The sequence below is a fragment of the Polaribacter batillariae genome, assembly GCF_017498485.1.
Lineage (GTDB): Bacteria > Bacteroidota > Bacteroidia > Flavobacteriales > Flavobacteriaceae > Polaribacter > Polaribacter batillariae.
This window is the reverse complement of the sequence record NZ_CP071795.1, coordinates 581714-599057: the sequence shown is the minus strand read 5'-3', so window position 1 is coordinate 599057 and position 17344 is coordinate 581714. Positions and strand designations below refer to the sequence as shown.

Here is a 17344-nt window from a genome sequence, read left to right as displayed (position 1 = left end):
GTCATTACACCATTTTTAATTTTGTGTAATGACGTTTTCCTCAAACTACAATTTCCATTCCATTTACTATTTCATCGCATACAAACGTTTGTTGCTTGTGTCTGGCTCTATATGTTTTAAATCTCCATAAGGCTTAATTAATGGTTTTAATACACACAAACCTGTGGTTCTTCCTCTAATAACTAACGTATTGTTTTTTACAGACCAATTCCATCTAAATTTTTCAATAGAAATGTTTAATTTGTTCAGTTCTGCCATTAGTTCGCTGTGTGTTTCAATCCAATCCATTACTTCTTCTTGCATGGTAAATTTTGGCATTTCGTTATCTGTGTTGAAGAAATCGAACTTCCAAACAACAGGAATCGAAAACTGAGTTGTATAAGCCTCACCAACATATCTTTCTTCTTCGTTATTTAAAGCATCGTACCAATCGATCTCTTTTTCTTCTGGATATTTTTTAGCAATTTCTTTTGATAAATCCATTTTTCCTGGCGAATTTGCTGTCGGATAAAATACATAAAATGGTTTTGCTAAATAATGATTAGAAAATTTTCCGCCAAAAATGGTATGATATGGAGAGGCAATTACTTTTGGCATTTCTTTGGTATGAAAAGCATCTTTTAGCGTTTGAATTAAATCGGTATTTTCAATTAAACCAGAAGCATGAAATACAATTTTAGAATTGTTATTCACTACATTTTTTAATTTTGGTAAAGTTCCTTGTGTTATTGTTTTTCTTAGTGTTTCTGCGGTAATTTTTTCTCCTCTGATTACTGTTTCTAAATTCATTCCTTTATAGGGGTTGCTTTTATTTACAATATGAATTTCGCTATAAAGGTTTTGGTTTGCATTGCCATTCAACCAAGTTATAATCTCTTCCAAAGAATATTGTCCGTCGATAACTTGTAAGCCTTTTTCTTTAAAATAATTTCTTGCTGCAGTGTAAAATGTTTCATTCCCTTTGTCGAAACCAGCAATAAATACAATTGGTTTTCTGTACGTTACGGCTTTTTCTTTCGTTTTTGTTTCTGCTGAAATATTTTTAGCAACGACTTTTGTTTGATTTTTTTTTTTAGCTTTAGGATTATCGCATCGTAAACAAAGTGTTAATGCGCATATAACTGAAGCTACCATAATTAATTTTTTAGATAAAGTTTCCATAATTTCTACTTGTTTTAGTGTTAATACACAGTAAAAGTAATACCGAACTTTACTTAAATTTTGGCTGTTTTAGAATTCGTGAAGCATGCATTAGAATTCGTTATGAGTTTGTGTTTGCAATTCGTAGGCAAATAATATTAACTAAATATTACGCCTAATTAACGAAAAAAACACACGAATAATAAGAGTTTTTACGTAATTTTATAGAGAAGTTGTGCTTTATAATTAGAAACAGCTCAAAAAAATAATGAAACATATATTCTTACTATTCGTTTTTCTCGTAAATCTTTCTTGTAAATCACAAAACAAGAGTTCGAATATAACCGATATCGATAATTCTAATGCCCAAAAAAATGCATCTCAAATTGGAGATTACGTTACTAGTATTTACAAAGACTCTAATAATAATTTATGGTTTGACACCATAGAAAAAGGAATCGCAAAGTATGATGGGAAAACGTTAAAATATCTAACTCAAAAAGACGGATTACCATCTAACCGAGTGACAACTGTAAAAGAAGACAAAGATGGAATTTTATGGTTTGCTACAGGAGATGGAATTTCAAAGTATAACGGAAAAGAATTTGTTAATTTCCATATTAAAGAAAATGACTTTTATAGTAATACAGTAAATCAAATATTTATTGACAGTCAAGACAAGTTTTGGATTGGAACTTGGGGAGGCGTATATAAATTTGATGGAAAATCATTCAAAGAATTTTCAATCCCAATTCCAGAGGTAAAAGAAATTATAAATGAAGACACGAAAGGCTGGATTTCAGAAATAGTGGAAGATTTAAACGGAAATCTTTGGTTTGCGAGAAGTGGTTACGGTATCAGTAAATTTGATGGTAAAACTTTTATTCACTTTCTTAAAAAAGATGGTATTCACTCTAACCAAGTTACAGAAATAGAGTTCGATAAGGAAAATAATATTTGGATTGGAACAAGAGTTGCAGAAAGAGACAATCCTGACCCTAAAAACCGAATGGGAAAAGGTGGAATAAATAAGATTGTTGGAACGGAAGTTCTTTCTTTTCCAGAGATAAAAGGGTTCAATGATGATGATGTGTTTTGTATCTACAAGGACAAACAAGAAAATATCTGGATAAGTACTAAAACCAATGGTGTGTATTGTTTTGATGGAAAAGAATTCAATCATTACGATATTCCTATTTCTATTATGGGGATGTTAGACGATCAAAATGGAAATTTATGGTTAGGTGGTGCAGGCGGAGTATATAGAATAGACACAAACGAAAAAATCATAAATGTTACAACTAATGGACCTTGGAAGTAAGAAAATACGAATGCACAACAATGGCTATAAGTAATTGCTTGTTCTCGCCTACTTATAAAATCCTCGAGGATTTTCAGTTTAGTGTGTACTTACAAAGTTAAGTGCTAACCTAGGCACTACTCGTAGTCGAGACTGTTGTATCTATTATCTAGAAATGTTGATATTAAAAAAATACGACTTAGTAAAAAAAGCCTAAGCCATACATTTAATGAAAGAATTGATATGAAAAAAATATTTTCTTACTAAATAGTAGTCTTAATTTACTTTTTCCTGTAAAAAAGATGCAAAAAATAATATGTATCAAATAACGCACATTAAATTAAATGTTCAAAAAAAATATCTAGTAGGCAACTTTAAAGATTATTTTTCATCTTCGAAAATTAAATTGAATGTACTCAAGATTTGGAAGTTTTTCTAAATTTTTTACAACTTTTTTTAAATCTAAATTTTCTAAAATTTCTACGGAAACATATTTTATTTTGGAGAGTATATGTATCAAACTTGTTTTCTTTGTATTGAAAACATTGTTAAACCCAAACCTTCTTAAACTTAACATATTTGTTTCATATTTCTCTTCAGAAGAACAATTAAACTGATTAGAATACTTGTTATAGTTTTGTGATTTTGCAGTAATGCCGAAAAATAACATCAATAAAAATAGAGTATAAAATTTTATTATAGTTATAAAATTAAAACGTTAATTTCTCCGCCAAATATTTAGCCGTATGCGATTCTTTATTTCTCGCTAATTCTTCTGGAGTTCCTTGGAAAATTAATTTTCCACCATTTTTTCCACCCTCTAAACCTAAATCTACTATATAATCTGCACATTTTATGAGCTCTATATTGTGCTCAATTACAATAATAGAATGTCCTTTTTCTATCAATGCGTTAAAACTAGCTAATAGTTTTTTAATGTCGTGAAAATGCAAGCCTGTGGTTGGTTCATCAAAAATAAATAAGGCTTTGTCTTTGGTGTTTCCTTTTACTAAAAACGAAGCTAGTTTTATTCTTTGTGCTTCTCCGCCAGAAAGTGTAGATGAAGATTGCCCTAAAGTAACGTACCCCAAACCAACATCTTGTAAAGGTTTTAACTTTTGTGCAATTTTTGGAACTAAATTTTTAGAGAAAAAAGCAACAGCATCATCAATCGTAAGGTTTAAAATGTCGTCTATATTTTTTCCTTTAAAATTAATTTCTAAAACCTCTTTTTTAAAACGTTTTCCGTTACAAGCATCGCATTCTAAATGCACATCTGCCATAAATTGCATTTCGATGGTTACTTCGCCTTCACCTTTACAAACCTCACAACGTCCGCCTTCTACATTAAAAGAAAAGTGTTTGGGTTTGTAGTTTCTTACTTTCGATAATTTTTGATTCGAAAACAACAACCGAATATCATCATAAGCCTTAATATAGGTTACGGGGTTAGAACGAGAAGAGCGCCCAATTGGGTTTTGGTCGATAAATTCTACGTGTTTTAAATTCTCGAAACTTCCTTTTATTGCTGTATGTTGCCCTATTTTATTACCATAACCCATCAACTTTTTTTGCATGGTTGGGTACAAAATACTTTTAACTAAAGTACTTTTTCCGGAACCAGAAACTCCGGTAATTACCGATAAACAATTTAGTGGAAAAGTTACATCGATATTTTTTAAATTATGTTCTCTTGCACCAATTATTTGAATATTATTTTTTGAGGTTCTACGTTTTGTAGGCACTTCAATTCGCAAATCGTCATTTAAATATTGTGCAGTTAAAGAATCGGATTTTAGAATTTCTTTAAGCGTTCCTTCGGCCACTACATGTCCGCCAAAAGTTCCTGCTTCTGGGCCAATATCTATAATGTAATCGGCTTGTTTCATAATATCTTCATCGTGTTCTACGACCACAACTGTGTTGCCTAAATCGCGTAAATCTTTTAAAACACCAATTAATCTTTCTGTGTCTTTTGGATGCAAACCAATACTCGGTTCGTCTAAAATATACATAGAACCTACTAAAGAACTTCCTAACGAAGTTGCCAAATTTATACGCTGACTTTCTCCTCCAGAAAGTGTGTTTGAAGTTCTGTTAAGAGTTAAATAACTAAGTCCAACGTTGGTTAAAAATTGCAAACGATTATTAATTTCTGTTAACAAGCGTTTTCCAATTTTTTCTTCATATTTATTTAATTTTAAATTTTTGAAAAAAATTGATAATTCATCTAAAGGAATTGTAACTAAATCTGAAATTGTTTTTCCGTTTATTTTTACATAATTTGCTTCTTTTCGCAAACGTTTGCCATTACAAGTCGTACATTTTGTTTTTCCTCGATAACGAGACAACATTACACGGTTTTGAATTTTATAACTTTTTTCTTCTAAAGCGGTAAAAAAATGATGAATTCCATTAAAACTCTTGTTTCCGTTCCAAACCAATTCTTGTTGTTTTTCTGTTAACTGAAACCAAGGTTTGTGAATTGGAATATCAAATTGATACGCAACATCTATTAAATTTTCTTTATAATGAATGTAAGAAGGTGTTTTAAAAGGAAAAATAGCATCTTCTATAATAGACAAACCTGTATTTGGAATGACCAAATCTTCGTCAATTCCAATAACATTTCCATACCCTTCGCAAGTTGGGCAAGCACCATAAGGATTGTTAAAACTAAACAAATGTGTATTTGGTTCTAAGAAAGACATGCCATCTAAATCGAACTGATTGCTAAATTCAGTGACTTTACTATCTGCTAAGTTTTCGATAAAACAAATTCCTTTTCCTTCGAAAAAAGCTGTTTGAATGGCGTCTGCCAATCTGTTGTAAAAATCTTCATTATCTTTGGTTACAATTCTATCAACCACTAAAAATAAGGGTTCGTCTTTAAAATTTGTCTGCGGAAAATCGGCAATTCTATATACTTTATCATTCCACTTTAAACGTGCGTAACCTTGTTGTTCTAAAACTTGTAGAACCGTTTTTAAATCACGATCTTTTGTAATTGAAATCGGAGCTAATAGTAAAAGCTTCGTTTTATTGTCGAATTTCTTTACAAAATTTACAACATCGGCTACTGTATCTTTTTTGACTTCTTTTCCAGAAATAGGAGAGTAGGTCTTGCCAATTCTAGCAAAAAGTAATTTAATATAATCGTAAATTTCTGTAGAAGTTCCTACAGTAGAACGCGGATTTGTTGAATTTACCTTCTGTTCAATCGCAATTGCAGGTGCAATTCCTTTGATATAATCTACTTTCGGTTTGTGTAATTTTCCTAAAAACTGACGTGCATAAGAGCTTAAACTTTCTACATAACGTCTTTGCCCTTCTGCATACAGCGTGTCGAAAGCTAAAGAAGATTTTCCGGAACCAGAAAGTCCTGTAATTACCACCAATTTATTTCTGGGAATTACAACGTCTATGTTCTTTAAATTGTGGAGTTTAGCTCCTTTTATAATAATGTTTTCTTTGGGATTTACTTTGGAAATATCTTTGATCATTTAGCGGAAAATATAAACGATAAATTTACCAAAAAATTGCCTTTTTTTTAGAAACTTTGCACTTTTTTTAAGAAATGTTTGTTTGAATGAAAAATAATAGTCATATTTGTTACTTATAAACCACACAAAATTAGACGTATATAGCATAAAATTACTTTAAAATTATTAACAAAATAATAAGAAGAAAGGCTCTCTTGCTTTTCTATAAGGTAGTTATGATACGTGTAAATAATATTTCGGATAGTATTTTAGTAAAAGAGTATGTCAATGGAAACGAAGCTTCGTTATCGATATTAATCAATAGACATCAACAGCGTTTGTTTAGTTTTATATATAGTAAAGTACAAAGCAAAGATGTTACAGAAGATATTTTTCAAGATACTTTTATAAAGGTAATTAAAACTTTAAAAAAAGGAAAATATAACGAAGAAGGTAAGTTTTTACCTTGGGTAATGCGAATTGCCCATAATTTAGTTATCGACTTTTTTAGAAAAAATAACAGAATGCCTAATTTTAAAAATACAGATGAGTTCGATATTTTTTCTGTTTTGGGTGATGGAAGTTTAAATGCTGAAAAGAAAATTATACAAGAACAAATTTATAACGATGTTCGAGAGTTAATTAACGAGCTTCCTGAAGAACAAAAAGAAGTTTTGGTAATGCGTATGTATAAAGACATGAGCTTTAAGGAAATAAGCGAAAACACTGGGGTTAGCATTAATACTGCTTTGGGTAGAATGCGTTATGCATTAATAAATATGCGTAAATTAATAGAGAAACATAAAATTATTTTGGTCAATTAATAATAATTATAAAATTGTTTCGTTAACTGTTTATAACCAATAAATTAAATAGCTTATACGATGCAAATTTACTCCAAAAAGTCGTCTAATTTACAGATGCAACCAAAAAAAGAAACAGTTCAATTTTTGATTAATTTTTCCAAATCGCTAACTATTGTAAAAACCAAATCAAAAGATTTTATTGAATTGAATTTGAATTAAGAGTGGAAAAAGCTTCAACAATCGTTGAGGCTTTTTTTAGAACCCAAAACCTCTTTTTTAATTTGCCCAAAGGGAAAGAATTCCTATCTTTTTGGAAATAATGTTAAGAATTCTAATATTATTTTTGTTATTCAATTGTAATCAATAAAATTTTGTCAAAAATTTATACATAATAATCCATGTAAATCTGTGTTTTTTAAATTTACACTACGTAGAAATCTCTGTATAATAACCTTACTTTTTCTTATAATAAGCATCTAAAACAGATTTTCTACCAATCGTTTTTGTAATAATGTCTTTTTCTAAATTCCAACCACGAGCTGGGGAATACTCACGACCATACCAAATAATTTGTAAATGTAAATCGTTCCATAATTCTTTAGGAAACAAGCGTTTTGCGTCTTTTTCGGTTTGTGCAACACTTTTTCCGTTCGATAAATTCCAACGATACATTAAACGTAAAATATGTGTATCTATAGGAAAAGCAGGAATTCCAAAAGCCTGGCTCATTACAACACTTGCGGTTTTGTGCCCAACTGCAGGTAATTCTTCTAAACCTTCAAAAGATGCTGGCACCTTGCCATTATATTTTTCGATTAGTATTTTCGATAAACCATAAATTCCTTTCGATTTCATTGGCGACAAACCACAAGGTCTAATAATTTCTTTAATTTCTTCCACAGACATTTTTACCATATCAAAAGGATTGTCTGCTCTAGCAAACAACAAAGGTGTAATTTGGTTTACACGAACATCTGTACATTGTGCAGATAATAAAACTGCAACTAATAGTGTATAAGGGTCTTTATGATCTAAAGGAATTGGAATTTCTGGATATAATATCTGTAGTGTATCGATTACGAATTGTACTTTTTCTTGTTTGTTCATTCTTAAGCTATAAGTTTAGAATTTAAAAAACCAAAGTTATTAATATCTTGTTAAACAAATTTCTTATTTAGAAATTAATCTTTCTGCTTTGTATATTTGTTAAAAAATAAAAATATGACAACACTAAAAATAGGAGATAAAGCACCACAATTCGAAGCAAAAGACAATGCAGGAAACACCATAAAACTAAGCGATTATTCAGGCAAAAAATTAGTTTTATTCTTTTATCCAAAAGCAAGTACCCCTGGTTGTACGAACGAAGCTTGTGATTTGCGAGACAATTATCAATCTTTTTTAGCCAAAGGTTACGATGTTTTAGGTGCAAGTGCAGATTCTGCAAAAAGACAACAAAATTGGATTAACAAACACGAATTACCTTTTCCGCTTTTAGCAGACGAAGACAAAACTGTAATTAAGGCTTATGGCGTTTGGGGACCAAAGAAATTTATGGGAAAAGAATATGATGGAATTCATAGAACGACCTTTGTTATCGACGAAAATGGAGTTATTGAAGACATTATTACCAAAGTAAAAACCAAAGTACATGCCTCACAAATTTTAGGCTAAGCAACTATTAAACCTTGCTGAATTCCGAATTTTATTCATTCTGAAGTACTTTTATTAGTATTGGTAATTTCAAATAACTCTCTTTTATGAGATTTTAAGGAACTTTCTGTAATATTTAATAGAGCAGAAAGTTCCTTTTCTTTTTTATTTGAATGACAAGAAGTTTCACAAAAACTTAGTCGCCCAACATAATATTGCAGAAAGCGATTTTAAAACACTAAAACAGCATTGGCAAAAACAAAAAGAGAGTTAGAAAAAGCAAAAATAAAATTAAAGAAAGCGCATTTAAGTATTATCAAATATTTAAAATTTCAGCTAAAAATTAAATTATATATAATATAATCTATTTTTAGTTTTTTTTATTACGAATAATTTAATAAAAAATGCTTTCAAAGCATCTTTTTCATTGTAATTTTTGCTGTAAAATCATCGTTTTTTTTGTACTTTTGCAATCCTTAAAATCACTTAATAATGGCAAGATTTGAATTAAAACTACCAAAGATGGGAGAAAGTGTTGCAGAAGCAACCATTACATCTTGGTTAAAAGAAGTAGGCGATTCCATAGAATTGGATGAAGCTATTGTAGAAATTGCAACAGATAAAGTAGATTCTGAAGTACCTTCTGAAGTAGAAGGAACTTTAGTTGAAATTTTATACGAAAAAGATGAGGTTGTTGCAGTTGGAGATACCATTGCAATTATTGAAACAGAAGGAGAAGAGACTACAGAAGAAGCGCCAAAATTGGAAACTTCTATAGCGGAAACACCAAAAGAGGTTGCACAAGTAGAAAAAACAATCGAAAAAGCGAACGAAGTTGTTGCGACCCCTATATCTAAAATTTCAAATTCGGGTAAGTTTTATTCGCCTTTGGTTAGAAATATTGCCAAAACAGAAGGCGTTTCTATGGAAGAGTTAGAAACCATTAAGGGTTCTGGAAAAGATGGAAGAGTTACAAAAGAAGACATTTTATCTTTCATAGAAAATAGAGAAAATACTCCTGCTATTTCGAGCATTTCGACTGCGCTCAATGCAGGCTCCATCGAGAAAACTCAATCTAAACAAGAACCTAAAGCAGAAAAGCCAAATCAAAATGAGGCTCAAAAAGCAACACCAGTTTCTGTAAATGGAGCAGATGAAGTAATTGAAATGAGTAGAATGGGTAAATTGATTGCCAAGCATATGGTAAACTCTGTACAAACTTCTGCACATGTACAATCGTTTATAGAAATCGATGTTACCAATATTGTAAAATGGAGAGCCAAAGTAAAAGATGCTTTCTTTAAAAGAGAAGGAGAGAAGCTTACTTTTACACCAATTTTAATGCAAGCTGTTGCCTCTACCATAAAAAAATATCCGTTAATTAATATTGCTGTAGATGGCGAGAACATTATTAAAAAGAAAAATATTAATTTAGGAATGGCTGCAGCCTTGCCAGATGGAAATTTAATAGTACCCGTAATTAAAAATGCAGATCAGTTGAATTTAGTGGGCATGACAAAATCTGTAAATGATTTGGCAACCAGAGCAAGAAATAATGCTTTAAAACCCGATGAAATTCAAGGAGGAACTTATACCGTAACAAATGTTGGTAGCTTTGGTTCTGTAATGGGAACACCAATTATTAACCAACCACAAGTTGCCATTTTAGCTTTAGGAGCTATTAGAAAAGTGCCTGCTGTTATCGAAACTCCAGAAGGCGATTTTATAGGAATTAGACAAAAAATGTTTGTGTCTCATTCTTACGATCATAGAGTGGTAAATGGTGCTTTAGGGGGCATGTTTATAAAAACCTTAAAAGAAATTTTAGAATCTTGGGATGTAAATCAAGATTTCTAAAAAGTTAAAAAAATCATAGAATTCTAAAATGCTCAGGTTTTCTGAGCATTTTTATTTAGATTCAATTATATTCGCAGAATAATAAATTTAAAACTAAAAACAAAAATGAAAAAATTGTTAATTTTATTTGTGTTGGCAACAGCATTTAATGCAACAGCACAAGAAACAGCATTGTTAAGACTTAATTATGCGAAAGGAGATACTTATAAAATAGACATGAAAGTTACCCAGAATGCAGGTGCAGCAATGTCTTCTACAATTAAAATGACTATGAAACAAGATATAGCTTCTGTTACAGGAGATTTGTTTACGTCTAATATGAAAATAGAAAAAATGTCTATGGACATGATGCAAGGTGGGCAAATTATGAGTTATAATTCTTCTACAAAAGAAGAAGATTTAGATCAGATGGGAAAAATGCTTGCGACCCAAATGAAACCGTTCTTAAAAGCTAAGTTTACTACTAAAGGAAACAATCGTGGAGAAGTTTTAGAGACCACAGTAACGCCTAATGTTCCTGGAGCAGAAGATATGCTAAAACAATCTGGCAATGTTATATACCCAAAAGAAGCCGTAAAAGTTGGAACTGAGTGGTCTATGGATAAGAATGAAAAAGGAATGGAGTTAAAATTTAACTACAAAGTTGTAGAAATAACTGCCAATAACGTAAAATTAGAAGTTACTGGAACTGTTGGTGGAATGGCAACAGGAACTATTTCTGGAAATATGAATGTCGATAGAAAATCAGGAATCCCTTCTAACTCAAAAATAGATATGAAAATGACAGTACAAGGTCAAGAAATCTTAACGGGTGTAGAATCTTCGATGACAAAAATGTAATATCAGTATTACTACTTTTTAAAGATAAATTAAAAATAGCCTCGAAATTTTCGAGGCTATTTTTTTATAAATTATTTTTTCGAAACAGCAGCCAATTCGTTCCGCTAGAGATCATCATAAATGGTATTAATAATAAGCAGTATAGTGGAGTTGCATTGAATTAACTCATGTTAAAAATAAAAAAGAAGCTGTCTCGAAAGTATAAAAACTTGTCATTTCGACTGTAATGGAGAAATCTTATTTATTGAATTTCAATATTTTAGATTTTCCAATAACTTTGTTAGCTACTTTCAATCAAAATATATTTTTGATTTTTAGTAAAGCAAAATGACAGTTAAATTTAACTTTTGTGACAGCCTCCAGTAATTATTTTTAAAAGAAAACTAGGCTAACATGGTAACTGGGTTTTCGATAAACGTTTTTAATGTTTGTAAAAATTGAGCACCCACAGCGCCATCTACAGTTCTATGGTCGCAAGTCAACGTCAATTTCATGGTATTTCCAATAACAATTTGTCCGTTTTTAACAACTGGTTTTTCTACAATTGTACCTACAGATAAAATTGCTGAGTTGGGTTGGTTGATAATCGATGTAAAGTTATCGATACCAAACATTCCTAAATTAGAAACCGTAAAAGTACTTCCTTGCATTTCTGCAGGCGTAATTTTTTTATTTCTTGCTTTTCCGGCCAAATCTCTAACAGTCGCACCAATTTGAGTTAAACTCATTTGGTTTGTATGTTTTATAACAGGTACTAACAAACCTTCATCTACAGCAACAGCAACACCTATGTGAATATGACGATGATAAATTGTATGATTATCTGCCCAAGAAGTATTTACTTGTGGGTGTTTTTGTAATGCCATTGCACAGGCTTTTACAACCATATCGTTAAAAGAAACTTTTATATCTGGTATTGCATTAATGGTTTTACGAGAAGCCATTGCATTGTCCATATCAACTTCAATATTTAAACTGAAATCGGGGGCAGAGAATTTAGAGTTTCCTAAAGATTTTGCAATTGCTTTACGCATTTGCGAGTTTTTAACTTCTTCTGATTTTTCTTCTCCAGTAATAGAAAAAGATGGAGTTGCAGCACTAGAGGCTGGAGAAGGAGTTTCTACAGAAACTGTAGCTTTAGGTGTGTAATTTTCGACATCTTTTTTAATGATTCTTCCGTTTTCACCAGAACCTGTTACATCTGCTAAATTAATTCCTTTATCGGTAGCAATTTTCTTTGCTAGTGGAGATGCGAAAATACGACCGTTCGCATTATTAGTATTTGAAGTTTTTGTTTCTTCTTTTTTATCAGAAGATTTTTCTTCTTTCTTTTCTGTTTTAGGTTCAGATTTAGCTTCTGATTTTTTTTCTGAAGATTTATTAGCTGCAGATCCACCATTTTTAACCAATGCAGAAACATCTGTTCCAGCAGGTCCTATAATGGTTAATAAGCTATCTACAGGTGCAGTTTCTCCTTCTTGCACACCAATGTATAAGATGGTTCCTTCGTAGAAACACTCAAACTCCATGGTTGCTTTGTCTGTTTCAATTTCAGCTAAAATATCGCCTTCTTTAACAGCATCACCTTCTTTTTTTAACCAAGTAGCCACAGTACCATCTGTCATAGTATCACTTAGACGTGGCATTGTAATTACATTAACGCCTTCTGGTATTTCAGCATTATTATTAGAAGTGTTGTCGTTTTCAGCAGCACCATCATCTTCCTTAGCATCTTCGCTTTTGTCTTCTTTAGTATCTTTAACCTCTTCTTTCTCTTCTGATTTTTTATCAGAAGAACCACCAGAAATAAGATCGGAAATATCTTCGCCTTCTTCACCAATAATTGCCAATAATTTATCGACAGGAGAAGTTTCGCCTTCTTGTACACCAATGTGTAATAAAACACCTTCGTGAAAAGATTCGAATTCCATTGTAGCTTTATCTGTTTCGATTTCTGCTAAAATATCACCTTCTTCTATTTTATCTCCAACTTTTTTTAACCATTTCGCAACAACACCTTCTTCCATGGTGTCGCTTAAACGCGGCATATTTACAACTGTAGCCATATCTTAACTTATAAAAGGATAATTTTCTTGTTCATAAACCATATCATACAATTGTTGAGTTTCTGGAAATGGAGATTCTTCTGCGAATTTTTCGCATTCGGCCACCATTTTCTTTACTTCTTTATCTATTGCAGATATTTCTTCTTCTGTAGCGTATTTTTTTTCTAAAATAACATCTTTTACTTGCGTAATAGGGTCTATTTTTTTGTACTCTTCAACTTCATCTTTTGTTCTATAATGCTGTGCATCTGACATAGAATGCCCCCTATATCTATAGGTTTTCATTTCTAAGAAAGTAGGTCCATCTCCACGTCTTGCTCTTTGGATTGCTTCATCTACAGCTTCTGCGACTTTAATAGGATTCATCGCGTCAACTGGTCCACAAGGCATTTCGTAACCTAAACCAAGTTTCCAAATATCTGTATGATTTGCTGTTCTTTCTACAGAAGTTCCCATTGCATAACCGTTGTTTTCAACAATAAAAATTACGGGTAATTTCCACAACATTGCCATGTTAAAAGCTTCATGTAAAGAGCCTTGTCTTGCAGCACCATCTCCAAAACAGGTTAATGTTACAGCATCGCTACCTTTGTATTTATCTGCGAATGCAATGCCTGCTCCTAAAGGTATTTGCCCTCCAACGATTCCATGCCCTCCATAAAAACGAAATTCTTTAGAAAAAATATGCATAGAACCGCCCATTCCTTTGGAGGTTCCTGTTGCTTTTCCAAACAATTCTGCCATTACTTTTTTAGGGTCTTCTCCCATACCAATTGGCTGTACGTGATTTCTGTATGCAGTAATCATTTTATCTTTCGTTAAGTCCATTGCATGTAAGGCTCCTGCTAAAATAGCTTCTTGTCCATTGTACAAATGTAAGAAACCTCTTACTTTTTGCTGAATGTAAACGGATGCTAACTTGTCTTCGAATTTACGCCAAAAAAGCATGTCTTTGTACCAATCTAAGTAGGTTTGTTTGGTGATTTTTTTCATTCTAATGATTCTTATTTGTAATGAAGATTCTAATTTGGTTTTTTAGAATCGGAATACAAAAATAACGGTTTTAAATAGAATAAAAAAACATCATTTTTCGATTTAACTCAAACGATTTCGTAGGCTGTTTATTTGTCTTTTGCGACCAGTAACGTAGCTTTTGCACCTGTGGCTAAATTCCATTCGTTAGAAGAAAGTAGCATACCAGCATCGTTATAAACTTTAAATGCAGCAGTATTTGGACCAGAAGTTCCTTGGTTTAAAGCCAATATGGTTATTTTATTAATACCAACTTTTAAGGGAATATTAAAACTTTGGTAGCGCTGTTTTAATACAATGTTGGTTACTACAGGAATACCATCTACTAAAATAGTCACCCTATCTCCATCTGGGTATTGATAATCTCTACAAATAATATTTACACTATTCGAGTTTGTTCGAATGCTACCTAAATCTTGATCGATTTTTGGATAAATATAGCGACCTTTTATTTTCTTAAATGCTTTTAAAAAACGAGCTTCGGTTAATTTTTTTTCTGTTAAAATTCCTTTGTTTAAAAGTTTTTCTTTGTCTTGCTGTTGTTGTAACTTCTTTTGTTCTATTTCGTATGCTTTTTTAAAACCCAAATCGCCTTTTAATTCGATAGAAGTTGGTTTTACTGAAGTTTTCTTGTTTTTTAAAGTAATAGATGTTCCTTTTTCATTTGTTTTTCCGCCATTTACTTTATCTAATTGCCCAAAAAATGGAACAGTAATTAAACAGCATAGGGTAAGAAATGTAAACTTTATTTTTTGATTCATTTTAAAAACGTTTCAGTAACAAGAGCAAATATAATGCCGATTTTTGTTGAAGTTCTTTCAATTTTGTTAAACTTTTAATCGATGGGAAAATTAAAATATGTTTTTGGAAAAGGTTCGTTTCTTAATGTAAAATGCCACCACTCGTTATTATAGGGTTTAAAATGATGTTCCATCATAATTTTACGTAACATTAGCCTGTTTTCTTTTTGTTTTTTAGTAATATGTTTATAAAATGGATGCGATTGGGGACCAAAAAAATCGTAAGGACTGCCCATATCTAATGCTTTTCCTGTTTTTAGATTAACAATGGTTAAATCGACTGTGCTTCCTCTTGTGTGCCCAGATTTTGAAGCAATATATCCTCTTTTAAAAAGTTGAGATTTTGGTACTTCTGGATAGTATTCTTTTTTCATTAAGGTATCGTTTAGTACTTTTGCCCAACGCACAAAATAATTTACGGCTTGTTGTGGTCTGTAGGCGTCGAAAATCTTTAAACTGAGTCCTTTTTTTAATAATTTTTGCTGAATAATTTTTAAAGCATTGGCTGTTTCGAAGGAAACAATAACACAATTACTTTTATATCCATCAATTGGTTTGCCTATAAAATTATTGTTAGAGAGATACCTTAATTCCGATTGAATGGTGCTATCTACAGAACTTAAATAGGTAAAACCTTTTGGAAGTTCTTGCGAAAACCCTGCAAAATTGATTGTAAAAAAAAGAAGTAAAAAAAGTTTTTTCATTTCTCAAAAATACATAAAAACAAAGCAACTTTAATCGAAAAGAATTCCTTGGGGTTCTGCCTAGGAGTTTTGGTTGAAATTGCCATTCCCGTGAAAACGGAAATCTAAATACAGCATTTTGGTTTTTGACCTTTTTAGATCAAAATAAAACTAGCGAAATACCTCTGTGATTTGCTTCGAGGATCGTTGGTTTCAAGAAATTCTTTATTCGCCATATCTTGCATAAAAATATTGAAAAACACCATAGCTTAAAAAGCCTAATGCCATAATTGCCATTAAAACAGAGCCCAATGTTAAATCGTGTAAATAATTAAACATTTCTTGCGTTCCTTTAATTTTATCGGGATTTTTCTCGGAAGCCGCTTTAAAAATAAACCATGCAAAAATTAAGAATGAAATTCCTCTTGAGGTAATGCCAAATTTACCAGATTTTTCTAAAAAGTTAAAAGAAGCAATATTTTTAGATTTTTCGATATTTTTTAAATAAATATTTTGGTAAACAATATAAAATTGATTGATCGCAGATGCAAATATAATTATGGCAACTGCATACACAATATAAGTACCCATTTCTAATTGTAAAATTTTTGCCACTATTGTTTCTTTTGAAGTTCTAGTTTTAGACTGGTTGAAAACTTTATATAAAATAGAAATAGCAAAAGAGCCGTATATAATGCCCCGAAAAAAGAAATCGATGCACAAAAAATATTTGGTTTTTTTGTCTTCTTTTTTTACGACTAAAAACGATTTGTAAAAACGCCAAACTGCATAAGAAAGCATTCCTAAACCTACAATTAATAATACTATTTTTCCGAAAATTTGATTTTCTAAAAAATTAATAACCCCATTTTTATCGGAAACTTTTCCGCCAAGATCCATGGCAGCTAAAAAGGTTAGCACACCTATAATTGCATAGATGAAGCCTTTTGTAAGGAAACCAAATTTTCTAACTTTCTGAATCACAAAATAATATTTACTGCAAATTTAATTCAAAAAAAGCCGATAACACCGTTAGAAAATACCTTTTGTCTTAAAATTATTACCTAATTTTGATTTTTTTTATGGAACAACTAACTTTAACAACCCCCGCACTTTTATTTTCGGCAATTTCTTTAATTATGCTTGCATATACAAATCGTTTTTTAGCGTATGCAGCTGTTATTAGAAATTTACACGATATTTATTTACAAAAGAAAGACGACTCTTTATTAAGGCAAATTAAAAATTTGAAATTGCGTTTAAATCTTACAAGATGGATGCAAATTTTTGGCATTAGCAGTTTGTTGTTTTGTGTTTTAACAATGTTTTTAATGTATGTTGGTTTACAAATTACAGCTGTTTATATTTTTGGATTTGCACTTGTTTTATTGATTGTTTCTTTGGCTTTATTGATTAAAGAAATACAAATTTCTACACAAGCTTTGCAACACCATATTGCAGATATAGAGGAGCACTTAGAGAAGAAGTAAAGTTTTTGCTAACGTATTTATGTACGATTATTGCTTGAAGTAGCAGTTAAATTTAGCAAATAAAAACCGAATAAAAAATATGTAAGTTTTTTTTGTAATCGGCCGTTAACGAAGTTATTTTTTGAATTAGAAACAAAAAATGGTAAATTAAAAAAGTAAGCGCCGTTTTTTACAAAACGACGTCTTACCAAGTAA

At 31.1% G+C, this 17344-nt stretch carries 15 protein-coding genes; 6 read left to right on the top strand and 9 right to left on the bottom strand.

Annotation, left to right across the window (positions count from 1 at the left end; genetic code table 11):
* Positions 1–66: 66 nt before the first annotated feature.
* Positions 67–1161 carry a hypothetical protein gene (locus JL193_RS02735; protein ID WP_207972375.1) on the bottom strand — a complete coding sequence of 365 codons (1095 nt, stop codon included), beginning with the start codon at positions 1159–1161 and terminating at the stop codon, positions 67–69.
* Positions 1162–1408: 247 nt separating this feature from the next.
* Between JL193_RS02735 and JL193_RS02730 the strand changes: the two genes are divergently transcribed.
* Positions 1409–2461 carry a ligand-binding sensor domain-containing protein gene (locus JL193_RS02730; RefSeq protein ID WP_207972374.1) on the top strand — a complete coding sequence of 351 codons (1053 nt, stop codon included), beginning with the start codon at positions 1409–1411 and terminating at the stop codon, positions 2459–2461.
* Positions 2462–2828: 367 nt separating this feature from the next.
* On the opposite strand, the gene JL193_RS17590 is transcribed toward JL193_RS02730, so the two are convergent.
* Positions 2829–3017 (bottom strand): S8 family serine peptidase, encoded by a 189-nt coding sequence (locus tag JL193_RS17590; RefSeq protein WP_496559625.1) that lies wholly within the window; start codon positions 3015–3017, stop codon positions 2829–2831.
* Positions 3018–3150: 133 nt separating this feature from the next.
* On the bottom strand, positions 3151–5943 hold the full coding sequence (uvrA, locus tag JL193_RS02725) for an excinuclease ABC subunit UvrA (protein ID WP_207972373.1): 2793 nt from the start codon (positions 5941–5943) through the stop codon (positions 3151–3153).
* 215 nt (positions 5944–6158) lie between these two features.
* On the opposite strand from uvrA, the gene JL193_RS02720 reads away from it, so the two are divergent.
* Positions 6159–6746, top strand: coding sequence for an RNA polymerase sigma factor (locus JL193_RS02720; protein WP_207972372.1), 588 nt, complete (start codon positions 6159–6161; stop codon positions 6744–6746).
* A 435-nt stretch (positions 6747–7181) separates the two neighbouring features.
* On the opposite strand, the gene JL193_RS02715 is transcribed toward JL193_RS02720, so the two are convergent.
* Entirely contained in the window at positions 7182–7835 is a 654-nt protein-coding gene (locus JL193_RS02715; protein WP_207972371.1) for an endonuclease III domain-containing protein, read from the bottom strand.
* A 114-nt stretch (positions 7836–7949) separates the two neighbouring features.
* Between JL193_RS02715 and bcp the strand changes: the two genes are divergently transcribed.
* From bcp to JL193_RS02700, 3 genes are all read left to right on the top strand, one after another.
* Positions 7950–8402 (top strand): thioredoxin-dependent thiol peroxidase, encoded by a 453-nt coding sequence (bcp, locus tag JL193_RS02710; RefSeq protein WP_207972370.1) that lies wholly within the window; start codon positions 7950–7952, stop codon positions 8400–8402.
* A 471-nt stretch (positions 8403–8873) separates the two neighbouring features.
* Positions 8874–10238 (top strand): dihydrolipoamide acetyltransferase family protein, encoded by a 1365-nt coding sequence (locus JL193_RS02705; RefSeq protein WP_207972369.1) that lies wholly within the window; start codon positions 8874–8876, stop codon positions 10236–10238.
* A 105-nt stretch (positions 10239–10343) separates the two neighbouring features.
* A complete protein-coding gene (locus tag JL193_RS02700; RefSeq protein WP_207972368.1) occupies positions 10344–11078 on the top strand; it encodes a DUF6263 family protein in 735 nt (244 codons plus the stop codon).
* A 383-nt stretch (positions 11079–11461) separates the two neighbouring features.
* On the opposite strand, the gene JL193_RS02695 is transcribed toward JL193_RS02700, so the two are convergent.
* The 5 genes from JL193_RS02695 to JL193_RS02675 all read right to left on the bottom strand — a co-directional run bounded on the left by JL193_RS02695 (position 11462) and on the right by JL193_RS02675 (position 16643).
* A complete protein-coding gene (locus JL193_RS02695; protein WP_207972367.1) occupies positions 11462–13144 on the bottom strand; it encodes a dihydrolipoamide acetyltransferase family protein in 1683 nt (560 codons plus the stop codon).
* A gap of 3 nt (positions 13145–13147) precedes the next feature.
* Entirely contained in the window at positions 13148–14137 is a 990-nt protein-coding gene (pdhA, locus tag JL193_RS02690) for a pyruvate dehydrogenase (acetyl-transferring) E1 component subunit alpha (protein ID WP_207972366.1), read from the bottom strand.
* A 128-nt stretch (positions 14138–14265) separates the two neighbouring features.
* Positions 14266–14937 (bottom strand): hypothetical protein, encoded by a 672-nt coding sequence (locus tag JL193_RS02685; protein WP_243456815.1) that lies wholly within the window; start codon positions 14935–14937, stop codon positions 14266–14268.
* A gap of 74 nt (positions 14938–15011) precedes the next feature.
* Entirely contained in the window at positions 15012–15680 is a 669-nt protein-coding gene (locus JL193_RS02680) for a M15 family metallopeptidase (RefSeq protein ID WP_207972365.1), read from the bottom strand.
* Between the two features lie 204 nt (positions 15681–15884).
* Positions 15885–16643 (bottom strand): DUF1206 domain-containing protein, encoded by a 759-nt coding sequence (locus tag JL193_RS02675; protein WP_207972364.1) that lies wholly within the window; start codon positions 16641–16643, stop codon positions 15885–15887.
* A 98-nt stretch (positions 16644–16741) separates the two neighbouring features.
* Here JL193_RS02675 and JL193_RS02670 point away from each other — a divergent pair, with 98 nt between their 5' ends.
* Positions 16742–17149 (top strand): DUF2721 domain-containing protein, encoded by a 408-nt coding sequence (locus JL193_RS02670; protein WP_207972363.1) that lies wholly within the window; start codon positions 16742–16744, stop codon positions 17147–17149.
* Positions 17150–17344: the final 195 nt, after the last annotated feature.